Below are 22,628 nucleotides of genomic sequence, written 5' to 3' on the forward strand. Positions count from 1 at the left end.
ATTTAATATCAATGAATACGTAGTTCTTTTCTCGGTGAGGAGCCAACGTGTCGGCTCCTCGCTCTTAGAAAGGAGGTGATCCAGCCGCACCTTCCGATACGGCTACCTTGTTACGACTTCACCCCAGTTACTGACCCTACCTTCGACTGCTGCGTCCTAAAAGGTTCGCTCACAGGCTTCGGGTATTGCCAACTTCCATGGTGTGACGGGCGGTGTGTACAAGACCCGGGAACGCATTCACCGCAGCATTCTGATCTGCGATTACTAGCAACTCCAACTTCATGCACTCGAGTTGCAGAGTGCAATCCGAACTGGGACAGGCTTTTTGAGGTTCGCTTGACGTCACCGTCTCGCCGCCCTCTGTACCTGCCATTGTAGCACGTGTGTAGCCCAAGTCATATAGGGCATGATGATTTGACGTCATCCCCACCTTCCTCCGGTTTGTCACCGGCAGTATTGCTAGAGTCCCCAACTTAATGATGGTAACTAGCCATAGGGGTTGCGCTCGTTATGGGACTTAACCCAACATCTCACGACACGAGCTGACGACAACCATGCACCACCTGTATTACAGTTATCCGAAGATATAGTGTCTTATCTCTAAAACACGCCGTAATATGTCAAGACTTGGTAAGGTTCTTCGCGTTGCTTCGAATTAAACCACATGCTCCGCTGCTTGTGCGGGTCCCCGTCAATTCCTTTGAGTTTCACACTTGCGTGCGTACTCCCCAGGCGGAGTGTTTATTGCGTTAGCTGCGGCACCCAGATTTACTCCAGACACCTAACACTCATCGTTTACGGCGTGGACTACCAGGGTATCTAATCCTGTTTGCTACCCACGCTTTCGTACCTCAGCGTCAGATAATGGCCAGAAAGTCGCCTTCGCCACCGGTATTCCTCCTAATATCTGCGCATTTCACCGCTACACTAGGAATTCCACTTTCCCTTCCATCTCTCAAGTTAAACAGTTTTAAAAGCTTACTATAGTTGAGCTATAGCCTTTCACTTCTAACTTTTCTAACCGCCTACGTACCCTTTACGCCCAATGATTCCGGACAACGCTCGGTCCTTACGTATTACCGCGGCTGCTGGCACGTAATTAGCCGGACCTTATTCGTATAGTACTGTCATTTTCTTCCTATACAAAAGATTTTTACAACCCGAAGGCCTTCTAAATCACGCGGCGTCGCTGCATCAGGGTTGCCCCCATTGTGCAAAATTCCCCACTGCTGCCTCCCGTAGGAGTCTGGGCCGTGTCTCAGTCCCAATGTGGCCGTACACTCTCTCAAGCCGGCTACTGATCGTTGCCTTGGTGGGCTGTTATCTCACCAACTAGCTAATCAGACGCAAGTCCATCTTACACCGCTAAACACTTTGACTATCTATTCATGCGATAAGATAGTTTCATAGGGTATTATTCTCCGTTTCCAGAGGCTATCCCCTTGTGTAAGGCAGGTTACTCACGCGTTACTCACCCGTTCGCCACTAATCCATTCATTGTCATTCCGAAGAAATCTAATGAGTTTCATCGTTCGACTTGCATGTGTTATGCACGCCGCCAGCGTTAATCCTGAGCCAGGATCAAACTCTCATGAAAAATATGTTTACTACTTATATTGTAGTTTTAAGTTTATTTCATAAGAACTTTTTTGATTCAAGCTCTTTTTCATTTACACTGATTATTAATCAATGCGTGATTTATTTTTTAATCATCCGTTCAAAGAATCAACTTGGATAAGTTGTCAATAACTTATTTAAAGTTTTTTTGATAGGTTGATTATGTTTTGTTTTTACATAATCATTGATATTAAATTTCATTGTAGATGTTTTTTAAAACATCTGGTTCAGCGCGATTCTTATTGAATCGACTTTTATAGTCTACCATTTAATTTTTATCTTGTCAAATCTTTTTGTAAGTTTTTTACAATAAATTTACTTGACCTTTACAAATTAAGTGTATCGACTTTTTATAGTCTATCACCTTTTGCCTACTTTGTCAAGAGTTTTTTTACTTGTTTTTAAAATTCTTGACCAGCCTTTTTGGTGTCGACTTGTACTATTATACACAGGTCATTTTTTTATGTCAAGTCTTTTTTTATTTATTCTGCTTGATAGTTTACTATTGATACCATTTTGCCGTCTTTGTCTTGGATTTTCCTTATCTTTTTGTCAAAATCTATCCTGGTTAACCATATATTTTTTTCACATCCAAGACATTTTAATTTAATATCAGCTCCTGTGCGTTCAATCTTCCATTTATTCTCTCCACATGGATGGCCTTTTTTTAGGCTTACTATGTCTCCTATTTTATATTTCTTCATTTACATCCTTTCCTTTTGCTACTGCTACTACTTGCGTACTAGGATTTAGATTTCTTTGGTATATTTCCTCTATTATAATCTTTCTTTCTTCTCTAGCTAGGGCCCATTGATATCCAGGCATAGCTATACCAGTTGTTTTTGCCACATATGATTTTTCATTCATTTCCATTATGCCAAATAGGCTAACGTCTTTTAATATATATTTAGCCAGATCTTTGTTTGCCTTTAATTTTTCTCCTACATTTTTTACAATCTCTTCTAGTTCTTGGTAAGAAACTTCGTAGGATAGATAAATATTGCATTCAAATTTGATTGACCCACTGTTCAAATTCTGTACATTTGTTATTTGTGAATTTGGTATGGTATGCAAGGATCCATCATAGTCTCTAATCTTGGTGTGGCGCATTCCAAGGGTTTCTACTGTACCTTCAACTCCTGCTGCCTTTATCCAATCTCCTACTCTAAAGGTATCATCTACGATTATTATCGTGCCAGTTACTATATCTTTGACTAGAGTTTGGGCACCAAATGCTATGGCAACCCCACCAATTCCTGCTGTAGCTATGATTGATCGAGTGTTTACCCCAATCATATCTAGGATTATCATTACTATTATAAAGCCAAGTATAAATTTAACTACCGAATAGAGATTCTTACTTAGTGTTTCTATTCTTACTTTCCTGTAGCCATCTTGGTCCATTTTGTCATCAAAGGCCTTCTTTATAATTCTAGATATGGCTTCTAATAACAATTTGCCAAGGACTATTACTATGACTACTAATATAAGATCTTTTATAACGCCTGCTTTAGTTATTTTTTCTATGTTGTTCATATAGACTCCCTTCTTATAGTATATAATATATTATAGACTTAATAATTAGCAAAATAAAAGCAGCTTAAAGCTGCTAAATATTTTCTATTCTTTTTATTATCTCATTGGCCAATCTTTTATGAAAGTCTTCTCTCATATGAAGACCATCTATAAAGTATGCCGGCGGTATTTTTCTTGCATCAATCGTAGGATAAGGCAACTTCGCTAATATTTCCCCATAGGTGTCTATGGTATTGTTGATAAGCTCGTATATAGGGTAGGCTTCTTCCTCTTCTATATAGGGAGGAATTATAATAAGATTTTTATCTGCCTTTGACATTTTTAATATTTCTTTGATATTTGCAAAGGCAATTTCTGCTGATACTCCTTGGTATAGATCATTAGTCCCTGCAAATACTATTAACAAATCGCACTTATTAGCCTTAAATCTTCTAAGCAATTCAGAAGTCATATCCCCGTTTCTGCCTAAGTTTATGGTTTCATAGCCTGCTTCTTTGAGGTAATCTACGTATGATTTTTCTACTAGATATCCTTCAGTGAAGGAATCTCCTAGGCAAATAATTTTCATTTATTGTATTTTTCCAAAGCCAAAGCTGTTCTTGATGGTATATATATTTTGATTCCATCATAGTCAGTTCCAGCTAGCCTTTCTGTCTTGTAGACATAGTCATGGGAAATTCTTCCTAGCCCACCAAATCTTATCTCATCAGTATCCAAAACCGTCCTAAATTCTCCAACATCGTGTATTGGCAAAGCAAATGATTCATAGGAATTTGTAGGATGGAAGTTAAATACGTAAACTACATCCTTATTTCTAAAGGCAATAATCTTTCTGTCATTGTCAAGCCACAATCTAAATGTAGTGTTGCCCAATTGCTTGTACTTTTTGATGTGTTCAATCATAGCCTTGTCAAAATCACCTAGATAATGATATTTAAGATAGTCTGCTTCAAGAATAGACCACTTTCTTGTGGCGTGTGAAAATGAGTAACCATTACCTTCTCTTGGGAAATCAATCCATTCTGGGTGACCAGATTCATTGCCCATAAAGTTAAGATAAGCGTCCGCTCCCATAGAAATGGTAATCCATCTAATCATCTTATGAAGGGCTATGGCTCTGTCAATTTTATAATTTGTGCTATCTTTATCCATTGACCAATACATTTCCTTATCGGCCAAGGTAAATATTGTCGTCTTTGAACCAACCAAAGCCTGGTCGTGACTTTCCACGTAGGATATGCGTTTTTCTTCTGGCCTGTGGGTTGAAAGTTCGTACCACATATTGGATAGATCCCAATTTTCATCTTGCTTTTCTAGGGTTTTCTCCCAAAAATCAGGCATACCCATAGCAAGCCTATAGTCAAAGCCTATGCCAGCCTTGGATATTGCTAGGCACATACCAGGCATACCCGACATGTCTTCAGCTATGGTGATAGCATCAGGCTTTACTTCCCCAGCCAATTCATTGGCCAATTGCAAGTAATTGATAGCTGAAACGTCTGTGTTCATAGAAAAATATTTGCTGTAATTGTCAAAGTTTTCTCCACGACCATGGTTTTTATAAATCATAGATGTGACACCGTCAAACCTAAAACCATCAAAATGGAATTCTTCTAGCCAGTATTTGACATTAGATAACAAAAAGTGAAGTACTCCTGGTTTTGAGTAATCAAATAATTTACTATCCCAATCTGGGTGATTACCTTCAACTCCTGTATGGAAGAACTGGTAGTCAGTTCCATCAAACTCGTTGATGCCCTCTATAGTATTTTTGATAGCATGGGAATGAACCAAATCCATAATCACATTTATCCCCATATTATGGGCTGCGTTAATCAAAGATTTGAGGTCATTGATTGGTCCATACCAAGAACTTGGAGCATAAAAGTTGCTGACTTGATAGCCAAAAGAACCATAATATGGGTGCTCAGCTATAGCCATCAGTTGGACAGTATTGTAACCGTCTTTCTTAATTCTAGGCAAGATGTTTTTTTCAAATTCCTTATAAGTCGAAACTTTTTCTTCCTCGCCAGCCATTCCTATGTGGGCTTCATATATCAACAAGTCATTTTTATTAATTTTGAAATCTTGATCAGTCCACTTAAATTTGGAACGTGGGTTTTGCAATATAGCCGCAAAGTCATTATTTTCATCTCTTTCTACTCTTCTAGCGTAGAGAGGAATCCTATCTTTGATAGCTCCATTGGCATCTACTAAGACCTTTATCCTAGACCCATGTGGGATCGTCCTGATTCCCTTGATGAAGATTTCCCAATCCTCATCATTTATTTTAGTAAGTGGGTGGGCATGCCTATCCCAATTGTTAAAATCACCTATTAGATATAGGCCATCGGCCTTAGGAGCCCATTCCCTGTATATCCAACCATTTTTGACTTTGTGAAATCCATAATAGTGGTGAGCATTGGCAAAGTCTTTTAAAGATTCCTTATCTTGTAAGATTCTTTCTTTTTGCTTTTCGTATTCATTCATTCTCAGATTTATGTCGTTTTCGTAATCTTTTATCCAAGGATCAATTTCTAATATCTCCCACTTTGCCATTGCTACCTCCTGATATTATTCTGCTCTATCTGCTATTACCTTTTGAGTGATTTCTTTTGGTACTTCTTCATATCTATCAAATTCCATTGAGAAAGAGCCACGTGCTGATGTTTGGCTTCTTAGGTCGATAGCATAGCTTAATACCTCTGCTAGTGGAGCTTCTGCCAAGATGATTTGGCTACCATCTTCTTGTGGTTCCATGCCAAGTATTTTACCACGTCTCTTGTTCATATCGCCCATAACATCACCCATGTTGTCTTCTGGAACTTTGATTTCTAGTTTCATAACTGGTTCAAGTAATATTGGGTTCGCTTCTTCTATACCCTTTTTGAAGGCTATCTTTGCAGCAGTTTTGAAAGCTTGTTCGTTAGAATCTACTGGGTGATAAGATCCATCGTACAATGTTGCACGAATTCCAGTTACTTTATAGCCTGCTAGTGGTCCTTCAGCAAGAGATTCTTCTAGTCCTTTTTCTACTGCTGGGAAATAGTTCTTTGGAACCGCTCCACCAAATACTTCTTCGTCAAATACAAATTCTTCTTCAGTTGGTTCAAATCTGATAAATACATCTCCGTATTGGCCAGCACCACCAGATTGTTTCTTGTGTTTGCCTTGTACGTCAGATTTGCCCTTGATAGTTTCTCTATATGGAATCTTGTAGTCTACAACTTCTGTATTTACACCGTAGTTGTCACGTAATTTATCCATGATAACTTCAAGTTGCATATTGCCAAGACCAGATAAGATTTGTTGGTGAGTTTCTATGTTTCTATCATCAACAAATGTTGGGTCTTCTTCGATAAGTTTTTGTAATGCTTCAGAAATCTTATCCTCGTCGTTTTTACTTACTGCTTTGATAGCGTAGAATAAAACTGGTTTTGGATATTTGATTTTTTTGTATTCGATCTTATTGTCAACTGTAGCAAGGCTATCACCTGTTGATAGGTCGTCAAGTTTTGTAAAGGCGCCAATGTCACCTGCTATTACCTTGTCAGCTTTGATTTGTTCCTTACCTTTTAGGTAAAATAGATTAGATACCTTTAATTCCTTGCCCTTTGTCACGTCATAAATCTTGTCATCTTTGGAAACTGATCCAGATAAAACTTTAAATATTGAGACTTTACCTACAAATGGGTCTGCAAGAGTTTTGAAAACTACAGCAGAGAATGGTGCTTCTTCGTTTGCTTCAAAAGCTTGGTAACCTTCTTTTACCCTAAATCCAATATTTGCAGCTTCATCATTGATAGATGGCATATATTTTGTAATTACTTCAAGAAGTTGAGTTAATCCTATTTCTTTTTCACTTGATCCTGCAATAAGTGGAACAACTGTTCCTTCAAGTATAGCTTCAGAAAGTCCATTTCTAAATTCACTTTCTGAGAACTCTTCGCCTTCAAAGAATTTTTCCATCAATGAATCGTCAGTTTCTGCAACTGCTTCTATAATCTCTTCGTAAACAGCGTCAACTTCTGCTAGACGAATCTCTGGTATTTCTACTTCCTTTTTCTCGCCATTTTCGTAAGTGTATGCTTTCTTGTCTAGAACGTCTATGACTCCTTCAAACTTATCGCCTTGGCCTAGCATTAGGGTTAGTGGAATAACTTTCTTGCCAAAGTTAATGTGAAGGTCTGATACTACCTTGTTGAAGTTTGCATTTTCTTTGTCTAATTTGTTTACAAATATTATTGATGGTAGGTTAATTTCTTGGGTATATTTCCAATATTTTTCTGTACCAACTTCGATTCCGCTTTCTCCATCTATAACAAAAAGTGCGGCTTCGCTTGCTCTTAGAGCTTGCAATACTTCACCTTCAAAATCAAAAAATCCAGGAGAATCTATAAAGTTAATCTTAAAATCTTCGTATTCGACTGGAATGATTGAAGTTTGGATAGAAATTCCTCTTTTTTTCTCTTGAGCTTCATAATCTGAAACTGTATTTTTATCTTCAACTCTTCCTTTTTTATCGATTGCACCTGTCTTATATAATAAAGCTTCTGCAAGTGATGTCTTACCACTTGCAGAGTGGCCGACTAAAGCTAAGTTTCTAATTTTAGATGTACTATAATTTTTCATAATTTCTCCTTTGTGAAAACATTTATAAGTAATGTTTGATTTTTAATATATAAGTTAATTATATAGCAATTTGAAATATTTTTCCATATTTTAGAAAATGTTTTCATTTTTTCACATAAAAATAGAGCGCTAGCTAGGGCCCTATTTCTTGAATATTCGCTTTATATAGTCCTTTATGCCAAGAGACTTCCTAAGTTTATCACTTGGAATATACTTATTTATAGCTCGTAGAGTCTTCTTGTTATCAACCGTCGTGAATATAAAATCCCCATTTTGCTTAGTGTGAATGGCAAATCTTGGGATTTTCTTTTTGAAAACCACCTCTGCCGTGATTAGGTCTACTTCCTTCCAAGGAATTTGTATATAGTCATTAGGATTTCTCCTATTGTAATATTCAAAAGCCTTATCCCCAACCATAACCGATCCAGAGCTTGTAAAACCCTGGAGGTGGTTGGCCTTTATGGTAAGATCAACAGTTTTATTTTGAGATTCTACCATAGTCTACATTATATGGAAATATCTTGCTATAATTCCTATGGCAAATAAAGCAAGGATAATTGTAATTGGTGAAACGTCTTTTTTGAGAAGTTTTGATACACCAAGAGTTAGTAATAGTGGCAATAATCCTGGTATAAGCATATCTAAGTTATCCTGTAGGGTTGTTACTTTTTCTGGGCTAAAGGCAGTCGCACCGTAGGTATTATATGTTTCTAGGGCTTGTTTGATTCCTTCTGCTCCAGCTGGAAGTTTTTCCCAATGAATATAGGTTTGAGCATCTTGGGCAACTCTTGTAATTTCTACAGGAATATTGACATTTACCCAACGTTGAACAAGAGCTCCTATGACAAACATACCTAGTATAGATGCCATTAGGGTGACTTTACCAAGTAGACCACCAGAAAGGTCCTTTGTAATTTCATTTCCTGCCTTGTAGCCTGCTTCTTGGGTTTTCCATAGGAAAATGTATCTGATTAAGTTCCAAAATACGAAAAATATTAGTGGACCTAGTATATTTCCAGTTAGGGCAAGAGATGCACCAAGAGCTCCTAAAATAGGTCTAATTGTAAACCAGAATACTGGGTCGCCTACACCTGCAAGTGGTCCCATCATACCAACTTTTACACCGTTTATTGCAGCATCATCAATAGCTGTCCCATTGGCTCTTTCTTCTTCCATAGCTAGGGTCACGCCCATTACTGGTGCAGATACATATGGGTGGGTGTTGTAAAATTCCAAGTGGCGCTTTAGTGCCGCTGCTTGGCTAGCTTTGTCGTTGTATAAGGCTTTGATGGCTGGAATAATGGCATATGCCCAACCACCATTTTGCATTCTCTCAAAGTTCCAAGTACCTTGCAAGAATTGGTGTCTGTTGCAGACTTTCTTTCTGACAGATTCACTTAGTTCAACTCTACCATTTTCACCTGTGATGACTTCAGCTTGTTCTTTTTTAATAGTTTCTTTGTTTTCAGTCATTAGATCCCTCCTTAATAGTCGTTGATTATATCGCCAAGGGGATCGCCAGAGTTTGAAGATGATCCTCCGCTATTTTGAGCAAGGCCTTTAAGTTTCATATAGATTAGGGCAAGAGATACAGCTATGACACCAAGTCCTATCAATGTGATTTGTGGGATTGCTGCAAGGACAAAACCAAGGGCAAAAAATGGCCAGGTTTCTTTGGTACTCATCATATTTAATACCATGGCATAACCAACAGCCGCAACCATGCCACCACCTATTTGCATACCTTCTTTAAGCCAAACAGGCATAGAGTTTAGGGCATCTGTTACAACCTTAGCAGGGATAAAGCAAAGGATTACTGCAGGGATTGCAATACGAAGTCCTTGCATGGCTATACCTGCCCATTGAAGTCTTTCTATTTTTGCAAAGTTTGCATCTTCTGCTGCGCTATCCATGGCATGAACCATTGGAATAGCAAGGGTTCTTGCAAACATTGTTAAAAACAATCCAGCTACTGAAAGTGGGATTGCAAGGGTTATTGATGTTGATATAGCTTCTGTAGCATTGGCATCTCCTCCGTTTAAGGCCAAAGCCATTATGATTGCTGATGCAACTGAAGCTAGGGCTGCATCTGGAGCTATAGCCGCTCCTACATTTGACCAGCCTAAGGCTAGCATTTGTAGCGAACCACCTAGCATGACGCCTTCTTTGAGGTGACCTGTCACAAGACCTATGAGGGTACAAGCAACTACTGGTTGGTGAAATTGAAATTGGTCTAGGACCCCTTCACAACCTGCTAGGAAAGCTACCACAAAGATTAAAATAATATTAATTGCAGACATTTTTCTCTCCTAATTCATTTTTAGTTCAGATTTTGCTTTTTTGAGCATATTATCTAAGTTGTCAGATTTGTCAGACGGAACTTTTCTCACATCGAAACTTATGCCTAGGTCTTTTAGCTTTTCTATGGTTTTTACATCATCTTTGTTCATAGCTACTGCTGTGTTTAAGTTGACTTTACCTTCTGAATAAGCCATAGATCCTATGTTTACTTTGTCAAGCTTGCCACCTAGTTCCATAAGTTCTAGAACATCTTGTGGTTTTTCAAACAAAAGCATAGCACGAGTTGCCCCAAATCTTGGGTCATCTATGATTTCTTTCATCTTCCAAACTGGAACTACGTGAGCCTTAACTCCTGGTGGCTCCGCCTCCATTACCATCGACTTACGAAGTGCATCCTTGCTTACTGCATCTGAAACAACTATTATACGGTCTGGCTTGGTAGCCTTGGTCCAGCTAGTTGCAACTTGTCCGTGCAAGAGCCTTGTGTCTATACGGGCTAGGGCAATATCAATCTTGCCATCGCCGATAACAGTTCCTGGAGGAATTGATCCATCTGCCTTTGTCTTGGCATCTACTTCCTCCTGACCCTTGTCAACTTCTTTGGCTTCTGCCTTTGCTTGTGTTTCGTTTAGATCTTCCGGTTTGATCTTTACTCCCTCTCTTGCAGAAGCAATTATTGCCTTTGCAATGCTGTGAGAAGATTCATTTGTAAATCTTTCTGATAGGGCTTCTATGACCATTGGAAGATTCATTCCAGCAACAATGGCCCACTTATCTTCGTGGCCATCTAGCAAGTTTGACGTTTGGTTAAATGGAGTGCCTCCCCATAGGTCAACTAGAAATAAAATTTGATCGCTATCAACTTTTTCTATGCAAGCTTCAAGCTCATTTCTCAAGTCATCTGGTCCCATGGATGGCAAAAGAATTGCTGATTCAAACTTTTCTTGGTCGCCAAAAATCATTTGTGCAGATTCTTTGATGCCCTCGGCAAAGTGTCCGTGACTTGCAAGTATTATTCCTACCATCTTCTCTCCTTTCCTTAAAATAAATTTTATATAAATTCATAAATTATATAACTTTATTATAGCACAGTTTTAATTAATTGTATCAGCTGGATAATAAATATTCGCATCAAATCTAGCACGAGTTAGGACATCCATGTAATTTTGTGTTAGTTTTAATAGCTCGCCTACTCTATCTAGGTCCTTTGTTCTCATAATCTCTTCGATTTCTACAAATTCATAATATAGTCTGGATTTATTTTCAAGGTTATAGTCGAAGCTTTCCACACCACTTGCATGGGTTTTTGTAAGATTAAACTTATCAAAACTATTTAAGGCATCTGGGATTTCTATTGTTCCCTCACTTGCTTGAATGGTGTTGATGATAGGAGCAGCAGAATCCTTTGATCCAATACATGAAACCTTGTAGTCCTCATAATCAAGGATAACTATGCCAGAGGTATCTATGTCTTTTTCTATATTTGCAAAGTACTTAACATCCTTTGGAAGGCCAAAAGTATCGACAGCAAAGGCAACATTATATAAGTTTAGGTCAATCAAGGCTCCACCGGAGTTCTCTAATCTAAAGACCGGCTCAATGATTCCTTCTTTGAACTTATCATATCTTGATGAATATTGGGAATAGTTAAAGGAAACAATCTTTATCTCTCCCAAGTCCCCTATAAGTTTTTTAACTTCATTTGCATTAGGGATAAATCTGTGGCTAATGGCTTCTACGACCATGACCCCCGCTTTTTTAGCCTTTGCTATAATTTTATCTGTTTCGTAAGCATTGGATGTGAAGGGTTTTTCACTGATTATATTTTTGCCATAATCTATGGCCTTATCCATAGCTTCGTAGTGTAGGTTATTTGGCAAAGCTACATAAACTGTGTCTATCTCATCATCGGCCAAGAGATCATCTATGCCTATATAGTATTTTCCTATATTAAATTCTTCTACTAAATCTTTTAACTTTTGCTCATTGCGAGCTGCTATGGCCACCGGCTCTATATTTTCTACATCTTCTAAAACTGGCAAAACTTCATTGACAATTTTGCCAGAACCTAGTATTCCTAATTTCATTATTACCTCATTTCTCGATTTGTTTTTAGCTGTGAATTTTTAAAATCCTTTTCCAGTAGTGACCTTTTTTCCAAAAGTTTTATAAAATACCTTGATGATACAAGGCTTATTATATAAATCAAAATGGAAACTCCCAGGGTTGGCCAAAAGGCTTGTTGGGTAAATTTTGAGTCTGGGACAAAATTTATGACCACAAAATAGGAAGTCCATATTTGAAAGAAGCTATTTAAAGGCACTGTTAGATAGATATCTCTATAGGACTTATAAGACTTTATAAAGATAAAGCTTAGAATATCTGCCAAAAATGCACTAGCCCAAATAGCTATGACTCCAAAGATTGAAAATTTGAGTAAGAAAAATCCAAATACAAAGGAGACTAGGGAGATAATTCCCATTCTCTTTGTCCTAAGGATTAAGGCTGTAAAGATAAAGCTATAAGCTGGTGCCATGGCCAAAAGCCTGCCTCCAGGTATGGGTAGGACCCTGCCTACAAAGTATAAGATAGTACCTAGAATAACCATAAGGGCTACAGATATGGCCATAAGAGTTAACTCTTTGGTTTTAATTTTTTTCATCTTCCCTCCTTAATTGGTCTTAATAAGAATTTTACCCAATATCAGTAAAACTTTCTTGGAGTATAGTTAAACAAACGGAGGAAATATGACTTACACATTAAAAGATAAAAAAACTTACGAAAAAATGGGCGTGGAAGTATTTTTGTACGTCCACGATAAAACTAAAGCCCAAGTTGTTTATGTAAAAACATCTGACAAAAACAAGACCTTTGGCATAGGATTTAAGACCCCACCGACAAATTCCAAGGGTATGGCCCATATTATGGAACATTCTGTATTAAATGGTTCCAAGAAATACACAACTAGCGAACCTTTTATGGATATGGCTAGCTCATCATTGCAAACTTTCCTAAACGCAATGACCTATCCAGACAAAACTGTCTACCCAGTTTCTAGTGAAAATGACAAGGACTTTTTTAACCTTACAGATGTTTACCTAGATGCTGTTTTTAATCCAGCTGTAGTAAACAAAAAAGAAATCCTTGACCAAGAGGGCTGGCACTATGAGATGGATGGAGATGAGATCACTGGTATATCTGGCGTTGTATATAACGAGATGAAGGGTGCGCTTACAGATCCTGATGAGCTTGTATATAACGATATAATCTCACATTTATATAAAAATAGCCCTTACCAATACGAATCTGGTGGAGATCCAGCAGAAATATATAAACTTTCTTATGATGAATTTGTAGATTTTTATAAAATCCACTACCACCCATCAAATGCCTACATTTATTTTTATGGAGACTTGGACATAGATTTTTACCTAGACCATTTGGATAAGGAATATTTGTCAAACTATGACTACAAGGATTTTGATTATGATATCAAAGTTCCTGATAATTACTTTGATAGCGTGATTGAATCTACTTATCCAGCAAGCAATGCTAGTGAAAATTCTGATTACTTGGCCTATGGATTTCTAACAAAGGCAAATCCAGACACAAAATACACTTTGACCCTTGCAATTTTGGTAAGTGCCCTCTTCCACATGGATTCATCTATTATCAAAAAACAAATCAACGAGGAAATTGACCCAGAGTCATTTTATGCAAGAGTCGGCTATGGAGTAAGAAGCTCATTAGTGCTACTAGCTCAAAAGACAGATGGTAAAAAACTTGATAGATTTGTAGAGATCATAGAAGAAGGTTTAAAAGAAGCAAGCCTTGGCCTTAACAAAGAAAGTCTAAAATCAGCATTTTCAATCTTTCAATATGGACAAAGAGACCAATTAAATTCAGTAAGCAGAGGATTAAACTACTTTTTGATGTGGTCTTTTAACAAGTCAATCTTTGAAAGTTTTGAAATTGTCAACTACTTAAACGAACTAGGAGAGCTTGTAGAAACTGATTATTATGAAAACTTCATCAAAGAAAACTTTATAGATAATCCAACAAGACTAATCTACATTGCAAAACCAAGTAGCACTTATAACAAGCAAAAGCAAGAAGACCTAGAATCTTATATTGATAATCTAAATAAAAATATTAGCCAGGAAGAATTACAAATAATCAAAAAAGACCTAGAAAAACTAGAAATCCACCAAAATACAACTGACACCGAGGAACAAAAGGCAAGTATTCCAGTTTTAAATATTGACGATGTCCCTACAAAAGTTGACCAAACACCAAGGGATTTGATAGATGATAAGTTTATCTACCACGATATGGATACAGCTGGCCTCATCTACACTTCCCTATACTTTAATATCGACCACTTAGATTTAAGAGAATTACAATACCTATCTCTAATAAACGACTTTATGGGATCTGTCGATACAAGTAATATGGCCTACACACAAATTGATGATGTCTTGTTCCAACACTTGGCAAGTCCAAACTTTTCAAATTCATTTATAAATGTTAATGAATGTGACCTTGCAAGGCTAGAAAAAGTTTCCTTTATTAGTACATCCAAGTCTTTTGCAAAAGCTTTGGAACTTATGAAAGAATTCATGTTAAATTCTAAATTTGACAACCAAAAGAGAATTCTTGAAATACTTAGGATGAAAAAGGCATATTTTGCATCAGGAATGTACGATCAAGGCCACATACTTGCCATAAACAGAGCAAATGCCCACATTGATATGGCTACTATGTTAAGAGATGAGCTATCTGGCATAGGTTCTTACCTATTCTTGGAAGAAGTAATTGACCAAGCAAAAAATAATTTTGATGACTTTCACGATAAGATTATGGAAATTTATGCTAAATTATTTTCAAATGATTTTGAAATAAATATAACTTGTTCAAAAGATGAATTCAGCAAAGTTAAAGAAATAATAAATACAAGTTTTGCAGACCTTGAGGATAAAAAAGATAAGGTTGAAATTGAATTTTCTCCAAAATCTTACAAAGAAGCTATCATGTCAGATGCCAATGTCAATTATGTAGGTCAAAGTGCTGATATCAAAAAATACGGTCATAACTTTGAAGGTAAGTTAGTTTTAGCAAGTTCTATACTATCAAACCCATACCTATATGAGCTAATCCGTGCCAAGGCAGGCGCATACGGTGGTGGTCTTACTATAAATAAGGCAGGACTTTTGTCAGCATATTCCTATAGAGACCCACACATATTAAAAACCTTGGAAACTTATAGACAAATTCCATCCCTAACAGAAAACATAGCACTTAGCCATAGAGACTTTGAAAACCAACAAATCTCTTCAATGGGTACATTTTTAAGACCGAAATCACCACAAGCTTTGGCCGACGAGGATTATGCTAGATACAAAAAAGAAAATCCTGTAGACCATGAAAAAATCCTTGCTGATATCAAATACGCAAAGCTTGATGAAATCAAAGAATATAAGAAGCTCTTCAAAGCTGCTATTGACGAAGAGAATATATGTGTCTTTGGCAATAGAGAAAGTATATTAGAAGTAAAAGATAAATTTGATAAGATTATAGATTTGAATAATTAATTTTAAAATAATTAACTTTTATTTAAATATATCAAGCTTTAAGGTATAATTATGGTAAGTTTCTAAGGAGAGTGTATGAGTGATAACAAGAACAATTTTAAAATAAATGACATACTATCTGACATCGATTTTGATGAGATTGGAAATACAATAAAAGATTCTGTAAATGCAACTATTAGAAGCTTTACAAAATCAAAGAATAATAATGAAAACCTGCCGCAAACAAAAAATAAAGAAGTTTGTGCCCAAAAGCCTCCAGAACTTAATAAAGCTAAAAGCTGGCAAGCCGTATCCATTGTGACAGCTATTGGATTTATAATGCTAACAATTGTTGCCCTTGATGGCTTTATTGATTGGAGAGGTTTCGGATACTTCTTATTTTTAGTTCTTTCGCTTCTGGGTACTTTTGCAGTCCCTTATCTATCTTGGAGAGTCTCCAAGGAATACTTCAGACTAACCAATAACTACGTAAGATTTCTAAGGGAGCTTGGCAACAACACAGTTATTTCTATTAGAGATTTGGCAAGTTCAGTTACCCAAAGCGAAGAAAAAACTGTCTCTGACCTTATCAAAATGATGAAAAGAGGCTACTTTTATCAAGCCCGTATAGTAGAAGACGACTCCCTATTTATCCTAGATATTCCTACCTTTAGGCTTTACAAAGAAAAGAGTAAGGAGCTTCCTCAAGCTAGGACAAGTAATAAAGAAGAAGACGATGAAGTCTTGGTAGAAGATCTATCCTTTGAAAGAGCAAAGGAAATCATAAACCAGGGTAAGAATTCTATTGATAGGATAAAACTAAGTCAAGCTAGGATTAACGATGCTAATTTCAGAATCAATGTAGATAAACTTATCAAAAATTCAGTGGATATATTAAATATAGTAGAAAAGTATCCAGACAAGTCCTATGCCCTAAACAAGTTTTCTGACTACTACTTGCCTACAGCTGCAAAACTTGTCGAAACTTACAATGATTTTGAGATGATGCGCACAAATGATAAGAAAATTGTAAATTCAATGAAACAAATCAACGAGTCAATAATGACAATAGCAGAAGCCTTTGACAAAATAAAAGTGGAACTATTAGCTGATAGAGCCATGGATGTAAAGACTGATATAGACACAATAAACTTACTTCTAAATCAAGAAGGCTATGCAGAAGATGATTGGGAGAGCTAATTAATTTAACTTGGGAAAATTATGAAAAAACGCAGATATAGTATTAGACTTGTTGAGGAGTCTAAAGAAGAAGACAATAAAATAGAAGAAAAACTCTTTAGACTTCCTGCAAAGGAAATCAATAGAGCTAATGGAATGCTAGCCCTTGGCATTATCTTTTCTGTTGTTAGTTTCGTGATTATTCTATTAATGTTTATAGCTTGGATATTTGGTGACCTATCATCTTGGCTTATGATTTTTATAATTTCTCTTTTTATTTCTATAGTTTTTATGCTTACAGGATATAGAGGAAAATTGGAATACGAAAGACTTGAGAAAAACTATAGGAGATATATTAGAGAGCTTAATGGGAATAAAGTCATTTCCATAAATGATTTGGCAAACTCAGTAGACCAAGACATTGAAGAAACATATAGCGACTTAAGACATATGATAAAAGAAGACTATTTCCCTGAGGCTAGAATAGTTGAAAATAATTCTATTTTTATCCTAGATATTCCAACCTATAGCTTGTACAAAGAACGAAAAAACGAGATTTTATCTGAAGCTTCGGATATCAGGCAAATTTCAAATGAACAAAACTTAGAAGAAATTAACCTAGTGCGTTCTAAGGAAATAATTGATTCTGCAAAAAAAGATTTAGTTGCCATAAACTTGGTTAAAAATAAAATTGAAAATAAAAACTTTATCGACCACATAGAAGATTTGGAAAATTCAAGCAAAGATATCCTTAAAGTAATTGAAAACCATCCTGAAAGTTCTCATGGATTAAATAAATTTTCTGAATATTATTTACCAACAAGCGTAAAACTTATAAATGCATATTACGAGTTTGAGCAAATAACATCAAAGAACTCAAAAATAATAAAATCAATGGAACAAATAGATGAAACAATAGTTGATCTGACTAACGCTTTTGAAAGATTACAATTAGATTTTCTAAGCGATAGCACTATGGAAATTAAGGCCGATATCGACACAATAAACCTACTTTTAAATCAAGAAGGACTTAAATACAATGATTGGAGGAGTAAATGAGTGATATAAAACTAACCCTTGATGGCGATAATGAAAATGACAATAAGCTTGAAAGCATAACCAATGAAGGACCAGATCTAGTAGAAAACAATATTAAGTTTTCACCTGAAGAAGAAAAAATGATTGATGATTTCTCCAAGAAAATTGACTTGGATAATACAAATATCATCCTTCAATACGGATCTGGAGCACAAAAGAAGATTTCAAACTTCTCCGAAAAAACTCTAGATACTGTAAGAAACAAGGACTTGGGAGAAATCGGAGACTTGCTCGATTCTGTTGTAATGGATATCAAATCAATGGATAGAGAAGAAACTAGTGGGCCACTAGGATTTTTGAAAAAACAAGTCAATAAGATTGAGGACATGAAATACCGCTACCAATCAGCAGAAAAAAACATTGACGAAGTAGCAAAAACTTTAGAAAACCATCAAATAACTTTGATGAAAGATATTTCTATGCTAGATCAAATGTATGATCTAAACGAAGAATACTACAAAGAAATCACCATGTACATCGAAGCTGGGAATAGAAAACTAAAGGAAACTTACGCTAGTGAAATTCCAGCCCTTGAATCCAAGGCCAATGAATCAAACTTGCCTTTGGATGCACAGAAAGTAAACGACCTCAAGGCTCAAGCCAATAGATTCGAGAAAAAACTTCACGACCTTGATTTGACCCGTATGGTTTCTATACAAATGGCTCCTCAAATCAGGATGGTTCAATCATCAAATTCGATTATGGCAGAAAAAATCCAAACCACAATTGTAAATACCATCCCACTTTGGAAAAACCAAATGGTCTTGGCCCTTGGCATGAACCACACCAACCAAGCCATCAGAAGCCAACAAAGGGTAACTGACCTTACAAACGAATTATTAAGAAAAAATGCTGATACTCTAAAACAAAATACTATAGAAACAGCAAAGGCAACTGAACGTGGTATAATTGACCTTGATACGATTAAGCACACCAACGATCAATTGATTTCAACTATAGAAGAATTTAGAAATATACAAATTGAGGGTAAGAAAAACAGAAGCCTTGCCCAAGCTGAGATAGCAAGACTAGAAGAAGAACTAAAGAGAAATTTAAAACGAGGAAATAGTAATTAGGAGGAAATATGGTAGATATAGGAGATTTTAAATTTGATACACAAATGCTAATAGCAGGAGAAAACCTAGACGAAGATGAGATTTTTGACCACATCACAGCAAATTTTGAGGGTGATAGCCTTCTTGCTGTAGGTGATGAGGAACTAATCAAAATCCATTTTCACACCAATAGACCTTGGGAAATCCTAGAATATGCAGCAAGCCTTGGCGAAATCCACGACATAGTTGTAGAAAATATGCTAAGACAAGCAGAAGGACTTCAAGGCTAATATTTAAAGTAAAAAACGAATAATATTAAATTGAAAAAGCACAATTTACTACTCCAGAAATCAAGTAATTCCTTGCAATCTGGATACTTACTTTTTTGCCTTTCATTTTAACTATAGTTTGACTAGGGTATTACCCTAGTTTTTTTATTGAAATTTCACCATTTATTAATATAATAATAAGAAGAGATAATATAAGGATAAAAGAGAGTATATTATGAAAATAAATAAATTTTTCGGAGCCCTAGCCTTTAGCTTATGCTTGGCTACAGTAAATAATGTTAGTGCTCAAGAATTAGATGAAAATATAATAATCAGTGAAATTGATAATAAGCTGGAAGCTTTGCCAAACTTTGATAAGGCTTCTGCTAAGGAAATCAAAGAATATGAGGCAAACAAGAACCTTATTAATTTCGGCCAAGATTATGAAGATAGGCTTAAATTAGCAGAAAATATTGAATTATTAAAAAAGGCTAATGATTCTTCTAATGAGAAATTAATCGAAGAATCCACCCATATCTTAAATGCTGATGATATGGAAAGGATTAAAACACAAAGCGACAAGCTTTCTGAAATCATAAGTCTATATAATATAAAAGAAAAGTTATCATTGACCGATAGCGAAAAAGAAGATATAGACAAGCAATTGATGGCTTACCTTGATAAGGGCCAACTATTTGAATCCAATGCAAAAGATTTGGATTTGTTCCAAAAAGCTATTCTTAATTCAAAGTCTTATGAACTTGCTGATGAGAAAACAAAGGATAAATATAAGGAAGTAATTTACGATGTCAAAGACAAAGATCTTGACCAAGAATCTTCCTACAAGATTTTACAAGATTTCTTGCAAGCAGATGATAAGCTAAGCTTCGATGAACACTTGATTTTGACTGAAGAAATTACCCAAAATCAAAAATTCAATTCTTCAAATGATACAAGTATAACACAAGTAAATGAGAACGAAGTTATTGAAACTACAAGCATTGATAGCGATAATATGGAGTCTGAAAATTCCGAAAGTGAATCTGCCTTTTTAACAAATGAAAAGACAAAAAATAAGTACAGCGAACTTACAGATGACCAAAAAAAAGAATTGGACCTAATTGATACAGACAAGGATGGACAAATTTCTGAAAGCGAACTTGAAAGTTCAGAAAACTTTACTCCAAATCTAGACAAATCTTCATGGCTATATCCATTTACAGAAAAAGCTCTAAACGAGGCTAGCCAAGATGGTGAAAGTTCTAGTCAAACCAGTAGTTCTAGCAGTGATGAAACAAGCTCTGAAGAAATAGAAACGCCAAAAACTGTTACAATTGATAACAAGTCTACAAAATCACCACAACTTGCTACTGAGGCAAATAAGGATGATAAGGAAGAGAAAAAAGAAGAGTTCAAAGAATCTGAAGCTCAGCCAGAAAAGACAAATACAAATGCTGGATCAGTTGTAAAAACAGGAATCAAAGGTCTAGGAACTGTTGCAGTAATTCTCGTAGTTGCAATTATTGCTTACTACTTTATGAAGAAAAATTCAAAAGATATGAGAAAATAAAAATGAAAGAGGATTGAATCAATCACAATCTTGATTGACAATCCTCTTTTTCTTTGCCTAAAAATTCCCATTTTCTATTTCTATTATTGTGTCTATAGTGTCCTTGTATGAGCTAGATTTTATATCTGGTTTTGTTTTTTCTTCTGCATTAATTGTCCCATCTGGAGCATAGCCTAGGGTGTTGGTGTAGGTAAATACTAGACCAGAGTTTGGCATAACATCGTTTATCACTCCAAGTGTTAGCCCATCTCCTCCACTTTCTTCGCCTATGAGGGTTGCCGCATCTGAGAATTTCATAAAACTTGCCATACCCTCTGCCGCAGAAAATACTGCCTTATCTACTAGCAAATATATATTACCATCAAATCCATAGTCTTTTTCACTTTCGTCTGGACTGATGCTTATGGTATCTCTTATATAATAATCAAAATCTTTGATATCATTGGCATGGTCCAATTTTATTGCAGATATATCCACGTTTTTTATGGATTCTACATTTAAAGTATCGTCAGCCAATATCAGCTTTGCCCTTGGAGAATCTTTAAAAAACAAATGATTTGTTACAGATTTTTGGCTAGGTAAAATCTTTGGCAATAAGAATTTTTGCCAATATTCTGCATTACCGCCATAGTTTTGGCGGATATCAATAACTAGAGCCTTGTAAAGATGTTTATCTTTTAAGAATTTATCCAAAACAGCTTCATCTTCTTTGACACTTTGAGGATCGACCATTTGTTTTATTTTTAGTATGGCTATCCCCTCGTTTGTTGTATCCAAGGTCATATTGGCAGATTTGTCTTGATTTAATATAGACCCAGAAACTCTATTACTTATGCTTGTTTCACTAGCTGTCTGCTCACCCTTTAGTCCATATCTATTTCTGACAACTTGCTTGTTTAGCTTCAAAAACTCGTAATAAATTGATGGGCTGTTCCAGTTTTTGGCATAATATTTGACAGTCTTATCTACATAATTTTGATCGGCAATTCTAGCATGGTGATTGTTTAGCTCACCCATAATGCCAGTCATTTCATCTATGAATTCCTGGTCATTTTTGGCCTCTTTGATTCTCTTTAGGTATTTATCATAGTCTCCGATAAAGTCTATATTTTTCTCTCTTTTTAGGGCCTCAAAGAAAGGATAATTTTCTTTTAGTTCCTTAAAAACATAGTTAAAATCATCGACCATTTCTTTGTTTGTCATCGGCTTTGGATTCTTACTAGGCTCTAGGTCCAACTTTGGTGGATTTTCCAAATTCTTATACCAAATGAGGTAAGAATCAACATCAAACTTGTCTATGTCATCAGGTTTGAAGTTATCAGAAGAAGTTTTTACCTTGTTAGTAGAAACCCCTTTTCTACTAGCTTCTAATTGCTCATATCTTCTTTTGACACAGCCTGTAGCCACAAGCATAAAAACAAGGATTAGACAAAAAATTTTAAAGTGTTTTTTCATCAAATCCTCCATTTATCACATAATCTCTCTTAAACAAGTCGTAGATTGCGGCTATATTGGCCAAGGGATTGACCAAGGAATATATTACTATGCAAAGAGCCAGAAAGCTCAGCTTGTTTTTTTCTATCCTATATACAGCTGTAAGGCTTGTAATTTTCGTTCTGTGATTATAAATGCCATAAATCACGCCAGCTATACCAAAGATAATTTCAAAAATTTCCCTAAAGTATATGCCAAAAGCCAAGACGCCAAGACCTGTCAAAATCCATAAAATCGTAGAGATTTTTTTCATGCTATTATATTTTTTTAATGAATTATCGCCATCGCGTTTTTTTCTTCTCATAAA

19 protein-coding genes and 1 rRNA gene are annotated in these 22,628 nt (G+C 35.9%); 6 read left to right on the forward strand and 14 right to left on the reverse strand.

Features of this window, described 5'->3' with window-relative positions; all coding sequences use genetic code 11:
- Positions 1–68 precede the first annotated feature (68 nt).
- The 12 genes from QNH69_RS01300 to QNH69_RS01355 all read right to left on the reverse strand — a co-directional run bounded on the left by QNH69_RS01300 (position 69) and on the right by QNH69_RS01355 (position 12,748).
- Positions 69–1,597 (reverse strand): 16S ribosomal RNA (locus QNH69_RS01300).
- Between the two features lie 502 nt (positions 1,598–2,099).
- Positions 2,100–2,321: a DUF951 domain-containing protein gene (locus tag QNH69_RS01305; protein ID WP_282928821.1), complete on the reverse strand. Its 222-nt coding sequence runs from the start codon at positions 2,319–2,321 to the stop codon at positions 2,100–2,102.
- Positions 2,308–3,153, reverse strand: coding sequence for a mechanosensitive ion channel family protein (locus QNH69_RS01310; protein WP_282928822.1), 846 nt, complete (start codon positions 3,151–3,153; stop codon positions 2,308–2,310). Before QNH69_RS01310 ends, QNH69_RS01305 begins: the two co-directional genes overlap by 14 nt.
- A 73-nt stretch (positions 3,154–3,226) precedes the next feature.
- Entirely contained in the window at positions 3,227–3,721 is a 495-nt protein-coding gene (locus tag QNH69_RS01315; protein WP_282928823.1) for a GDSL-type esterase/lipase family protein, read from the reverse strand.
- A complete protein-coding gene (locus tag QNH69_RS01320; RefSeq protein WP_282928824.1) occupies positions 3,718–5,712 on the reverse strand; it encodes an alpha-amylase family glycosyl hydrolase in 1,995 nt (664 codons plus the stop codon). Before QNH69_RS01320 ends, QNH69_RS01315 begins: the two co-directional genes overlap by 4 nt.
- Before the next feature lie 15 nt (positions 5,713–5,727).
- The gene (gene fusA / locus QNH69_RS01325; RefSeq protein ID WP_282928825.1) at positions 5,728–7,785 is read right to left on the reverse strand and encodes an elongation factor G; all 2,058 of its coding nucleotides are present in this window, start codon (positions 7,783–7,785) and stop codon (positions 5,728–5,730) included.
- Between the two features lie 141 nt (positions 7,786–7,926).
- Positions 7,927–8,283: a DUF956 family protein gene (locus QNH69_RS01330; RefSeq protein ID WP_282928826.1), complete on the reverse strand. Its 357-nt coding sequence runs from the start codon at positions 8,281–8,283 to the stop codon at positions 7,927–7,929.
- A gap of 3 nt (positions 8,284–8,286) precedes the next feature.
- Positions 8,287–9,258 carry a PTS system mannose/fructose/sorbose family transporter subunit IID gene (locus QNH69_RS01335; RefSeq protein ID WP_282928827.1) on the reverse strand — a complete coding sequence of 324 codons (972 nt, stop codon included), beginning with the start codon at positions 9,256–9,258 and terminating at the stop codon, positions 8,287–8,289.
- Positions 9,259–9,269: 11 nt separating this feature from the next.
- Positions 9,270–10,085 (reverse strand): PTS mannose/fructose/sorbose transporter subunit IIC, encoded by an 816-nt coding sequence (locus QNH69_RS01340; RefSeq protein WP_282928828.1) that lies wholly within the window; start codon positions 10,083–10,085, stop codon positions 9,270–9,272.
- A gap of 9 nt (positions 10,086–10,094) precedes the next feature.
- Positions 10,095–11,111: a PTS sugar transporter subunit IIB gene (locus QNH69_RS01345; RefSeq protein ID WP_282928829.1), complete on the reverse strand. Its 1,017-nt coding sequence runs from the start codon at positions 11,109–11,111 to the stop codon at positions 10,095–10,097.
- A 69-nt stretch (positions 11,112–11,180) separates the two neighbouring features.
- Entirely contained in the window at positions 11,181–12,173 is a 993-nt protein-coding gene (locus QNH69_RS01350) for a Gfo/Idh/MocA family oxidoreductase (RefSeq protein WP_282928830.1), read from the reverse strand.
- 2 nt (positions 12,174–12,175) lie between these two features.
- Positions 12,176–12,748: a hypothetical protein gene (locus QNH69_RS01355; protein ID WP_282928831.1), complete on the reverse strand. Its 573-nt coding sequence runs from the start codon at positions 12,746–12,748 to the stop codon at positions 12,176–12,178.
- 85 nt (positions 12,749–12,833) lie between these two features.
- Between QNH69_RS01355 and QNH69_RS01360 the strand changes: the two genes are divergently transcribed.
- The 6 genes from QNH69_RS01360 (at position 12,834) to QNH69_RS01385 (ending at position 20,827) form a co-directional block, all read left to right on the forward strand.
- A complete protein-coding gene (locus QNH69_RS01360; protein ID WP_282928832.1) occupies positions 12,834–15,677 on the forward strand; it encodes an insulinase family protein in 2,844 nt (947 codons plus the stop codon).
- A gap of 75 nt (positions 15,678–15,752) precedes the next feature.
- Positions 15,753–16,856, forward strand: coding sequence for a 5-bromo-4-chloroindolyl phosphate hydrolysis family protein (locus tag QNH69_RS01365; protein ID WP_282928833.1), 1,104 nt, complete (start codon positions 15,753–15,755; stop codon positions 16,854–16,856).
- A gap of 21 nt (positions 16,857–16,877) precedes the next feature.
- Positions 16,878–17,894 (forward strand): 5-bromo-4-chloroindolyl phosphate hydrolysis family protein, encoded by a 1,017-nt coding sequence (locus tag QNH69_RS01370; RefSeq protein ID WP_282928834.1) that lies wholly within the window; start codon positions 16,878–16,880, stop codon positions 17,892–17,894.
- Positions 17,891–19,009: a toxic anion resistance protein gene (locus tag QNH69_RS01375; protein WP_282928835.1), complete on the forward strand. Its 1,119-nt coding sequence runs from the start codon at positions 17,891–17,893 to the stop codon at positions 19,007–19,009. The genes QNH69_RS01370 and QNH69_RS01375 overlap by 4 nt, the downstream gene beginning before the upstream one ends.
- 8 nt (positions 19,010–19,017) lie before the next feature.
- Positions 19,018–19,278 carry a kinase to dihydroxyacetone kinase gene (locus QNH69_RS01380; RefSeq protein ID WP_073997192.1) on the forward strand — a complete coding sequence of 87 codons (261 nt, stop codon included), beginning with the start codon at positions 19,018–19,020 and terminating at the stop codon, positions 19,276–19,278.
- A 214-nt stretch (positions 19,279–19,492) separates the two neighbouring features.
- Positions 19,493–20,827 (forward strand): hypothetical protein, encoded by a 1,335-nt coding sequence (locus QNH69_RS01385; protein ID WP_282928836.1) that lies wholly within the window; start codon positions 19,493–19,495, stop codon positions 20,825–20,827.
- A gap of 57 nt (positions 20,828–20,884) precedes the next feature.
- Here the strand turns inward: QNH69_RS01385 and QNH69_RS01390 are convergent, their stop codons facing one another.
- Together QNH69_RS01390 and QNH69_RS01395 are read right to left on the reverse strand one after the other, a co-directional pair.
- Entirely contained in the window at positions 20,885–22,282 is a 1,398-nt protein-coding gene (locus QNH69_RS01390) for a S41 family peptidase (RefSeq protein WP_282928837.1), read from the reverse strand.
- Positions 22,266–22,625, reverse strand: coding sequence for a hypothetical protein (locus tag QNH69_RS01395; protein WP_282928838.1), 360 nt, complete (start codon positions 22,623–22,625; stop codon positions 22,266–22,268). Before QNH69_RS01395 ends, QNH69_RS01390 begins: the two co-directional genes overlap by 17 nt.
- Positions 22,626–22,628 lie beyond the last annotated feature (3 nt).

The organism is Anaerococcus sp. Marseille-Q7828 (assembly GCF_949769285.1).
Classification (GTDB): Bacteria; Bacillota; Clostridia; order Tissierellales; family Peptoniphilaceae; genus Anaerococcus.

Bases quoted from the DNA above. Each gene is read 5' to 3' on its own strand.
- QNH69_RS01305 (WP_282928821.1), bottom strand. From the start codon at position 2,321: ATGAAGAAATATAAAATAGGAGACATAGTAAGCCTAAAAAAAGGCCAT.
- QNH69_RS01310 (WP_282928822.1), bottom strand. From the start codon at position 3,153: ATGAACAACATAGAAAAAATAACTAAAGCAGGCGTTATAAAAGATCTT.
- QNH69_RS01315 (WP_282928823.1), bottom strand. From the start codon at position 3,721: ATGAAAATTATTTGCCTAGGAGATTCCTTCACTGAAGGATATCTAGTA.
- QNH69_RS01320 (WP_282928824.1), bottom strand. From the start codon at position 5,712: ATGGCAAAGTGGGAGATATTAGAAATTGATCCTTGGATAAAAGATTAC.
- fusA (WP_282928825.1), bottom strand. From the start codon at position 7,785: ATGAAAAATTATAGTACATCTAAAATTAGAAACTTAGCTTTAGTCGGC.
- QNH69_RS01330 (WP_282928826.1), bottom strand. From the start codon at position 8,283: ATGGTAGAATCTCAAAATAAAACTGTTGATCTTACCATAAAGGCCAAC.
- QNH69_RS01335 (WP_282928827.1), bottom strand. From the start codon at position 9,258: ATGACTGAAAACAAAGAAACTATTAAAAAAGAACAAGCTGAAGTCATC.
- QNH69_RS01340 (WP_282928828.1), bottom strand. From the start codon at position 10,085: ATGTCTGCAATTAATATTATTTTAATCTTTGTGGTAGCTTTCCTAGCA.
- QNH69_RS01345 (WP_282928829.1), bottom strand. From the start codon at position 11,111: ATGGTAGGAATAATACTTGCAAGTCACGGACACTTTGCCGAGGGCATC.
- QNH69_RS01350 (WP_282928830.1), bottom strand. From the start codon at position 12,173: ATGAAATTAGGAATACTAGGTTCTGGCAAAATTGTCAATGAAGTTTTG.
- QNH69_RS01355 (WP_282928831.1), bottom strand. From the start codon at position 12,748: ATGAAAAAAATTAAAACCAAAGAGTTAACTCTTATGGCCATATCTGTA.
- QNH69_RS01360 (WP_282928832.1), top strand. From the start codon at position 12,834: ATGACTTACACATTAAAAGATAAAAAAACTTACGAAAAAATGGGCGTG.
- QNH69_RS01365 (WP_282928833.1), top strand. From the start codon at position 15,753: ATGAGTGATAACAAGAACAATTTTAAAATAAATGACATACTATCTGAC.
- QNH69_RS01370 (WP_282928834.1), top strand. From the start codon at position 16,878: ATGAAAAAACGCAGATATAGTATTAGACTTGTTGAGGAGTCTAAAGAA.
- QNH69_RS01375 (WP_282928835.1), top strand. From the start codon at position 17,891: ATGAGTGATATAAAACTAACCCTTGATGGCGATAATGAAAATGACAAT.
- QNH69_RS01380 (WP_073997192.1), top strand. From the start codon at position 19,018: ATGGTAGATATAGGAGATTTTAAATTTGATACACAAATGCTAATAGCA.
- QNH69_RS01385 (WP_282928836.1), top strand. From the start codon at position 19,493: ATGAAAATAAATAAATTTTTCGGAGCCCTAGCCTTTAGCTTATGCTTG.
- QNH69_RS01390 (WP_282928837.1), bottom strand. From the start codon at position 22,282: ATGAAAAAACACTTTAAAATTTTTTGTCTAATCCTTGTTTTTATGCTT.
- QNH69_RS01395 (WP_282928838.1), bottom strand. From the start codon at position 22,625: ATGAGAAGAAAAAAACGCGATGGCGATAATTCATTAAAAAAATATAAT.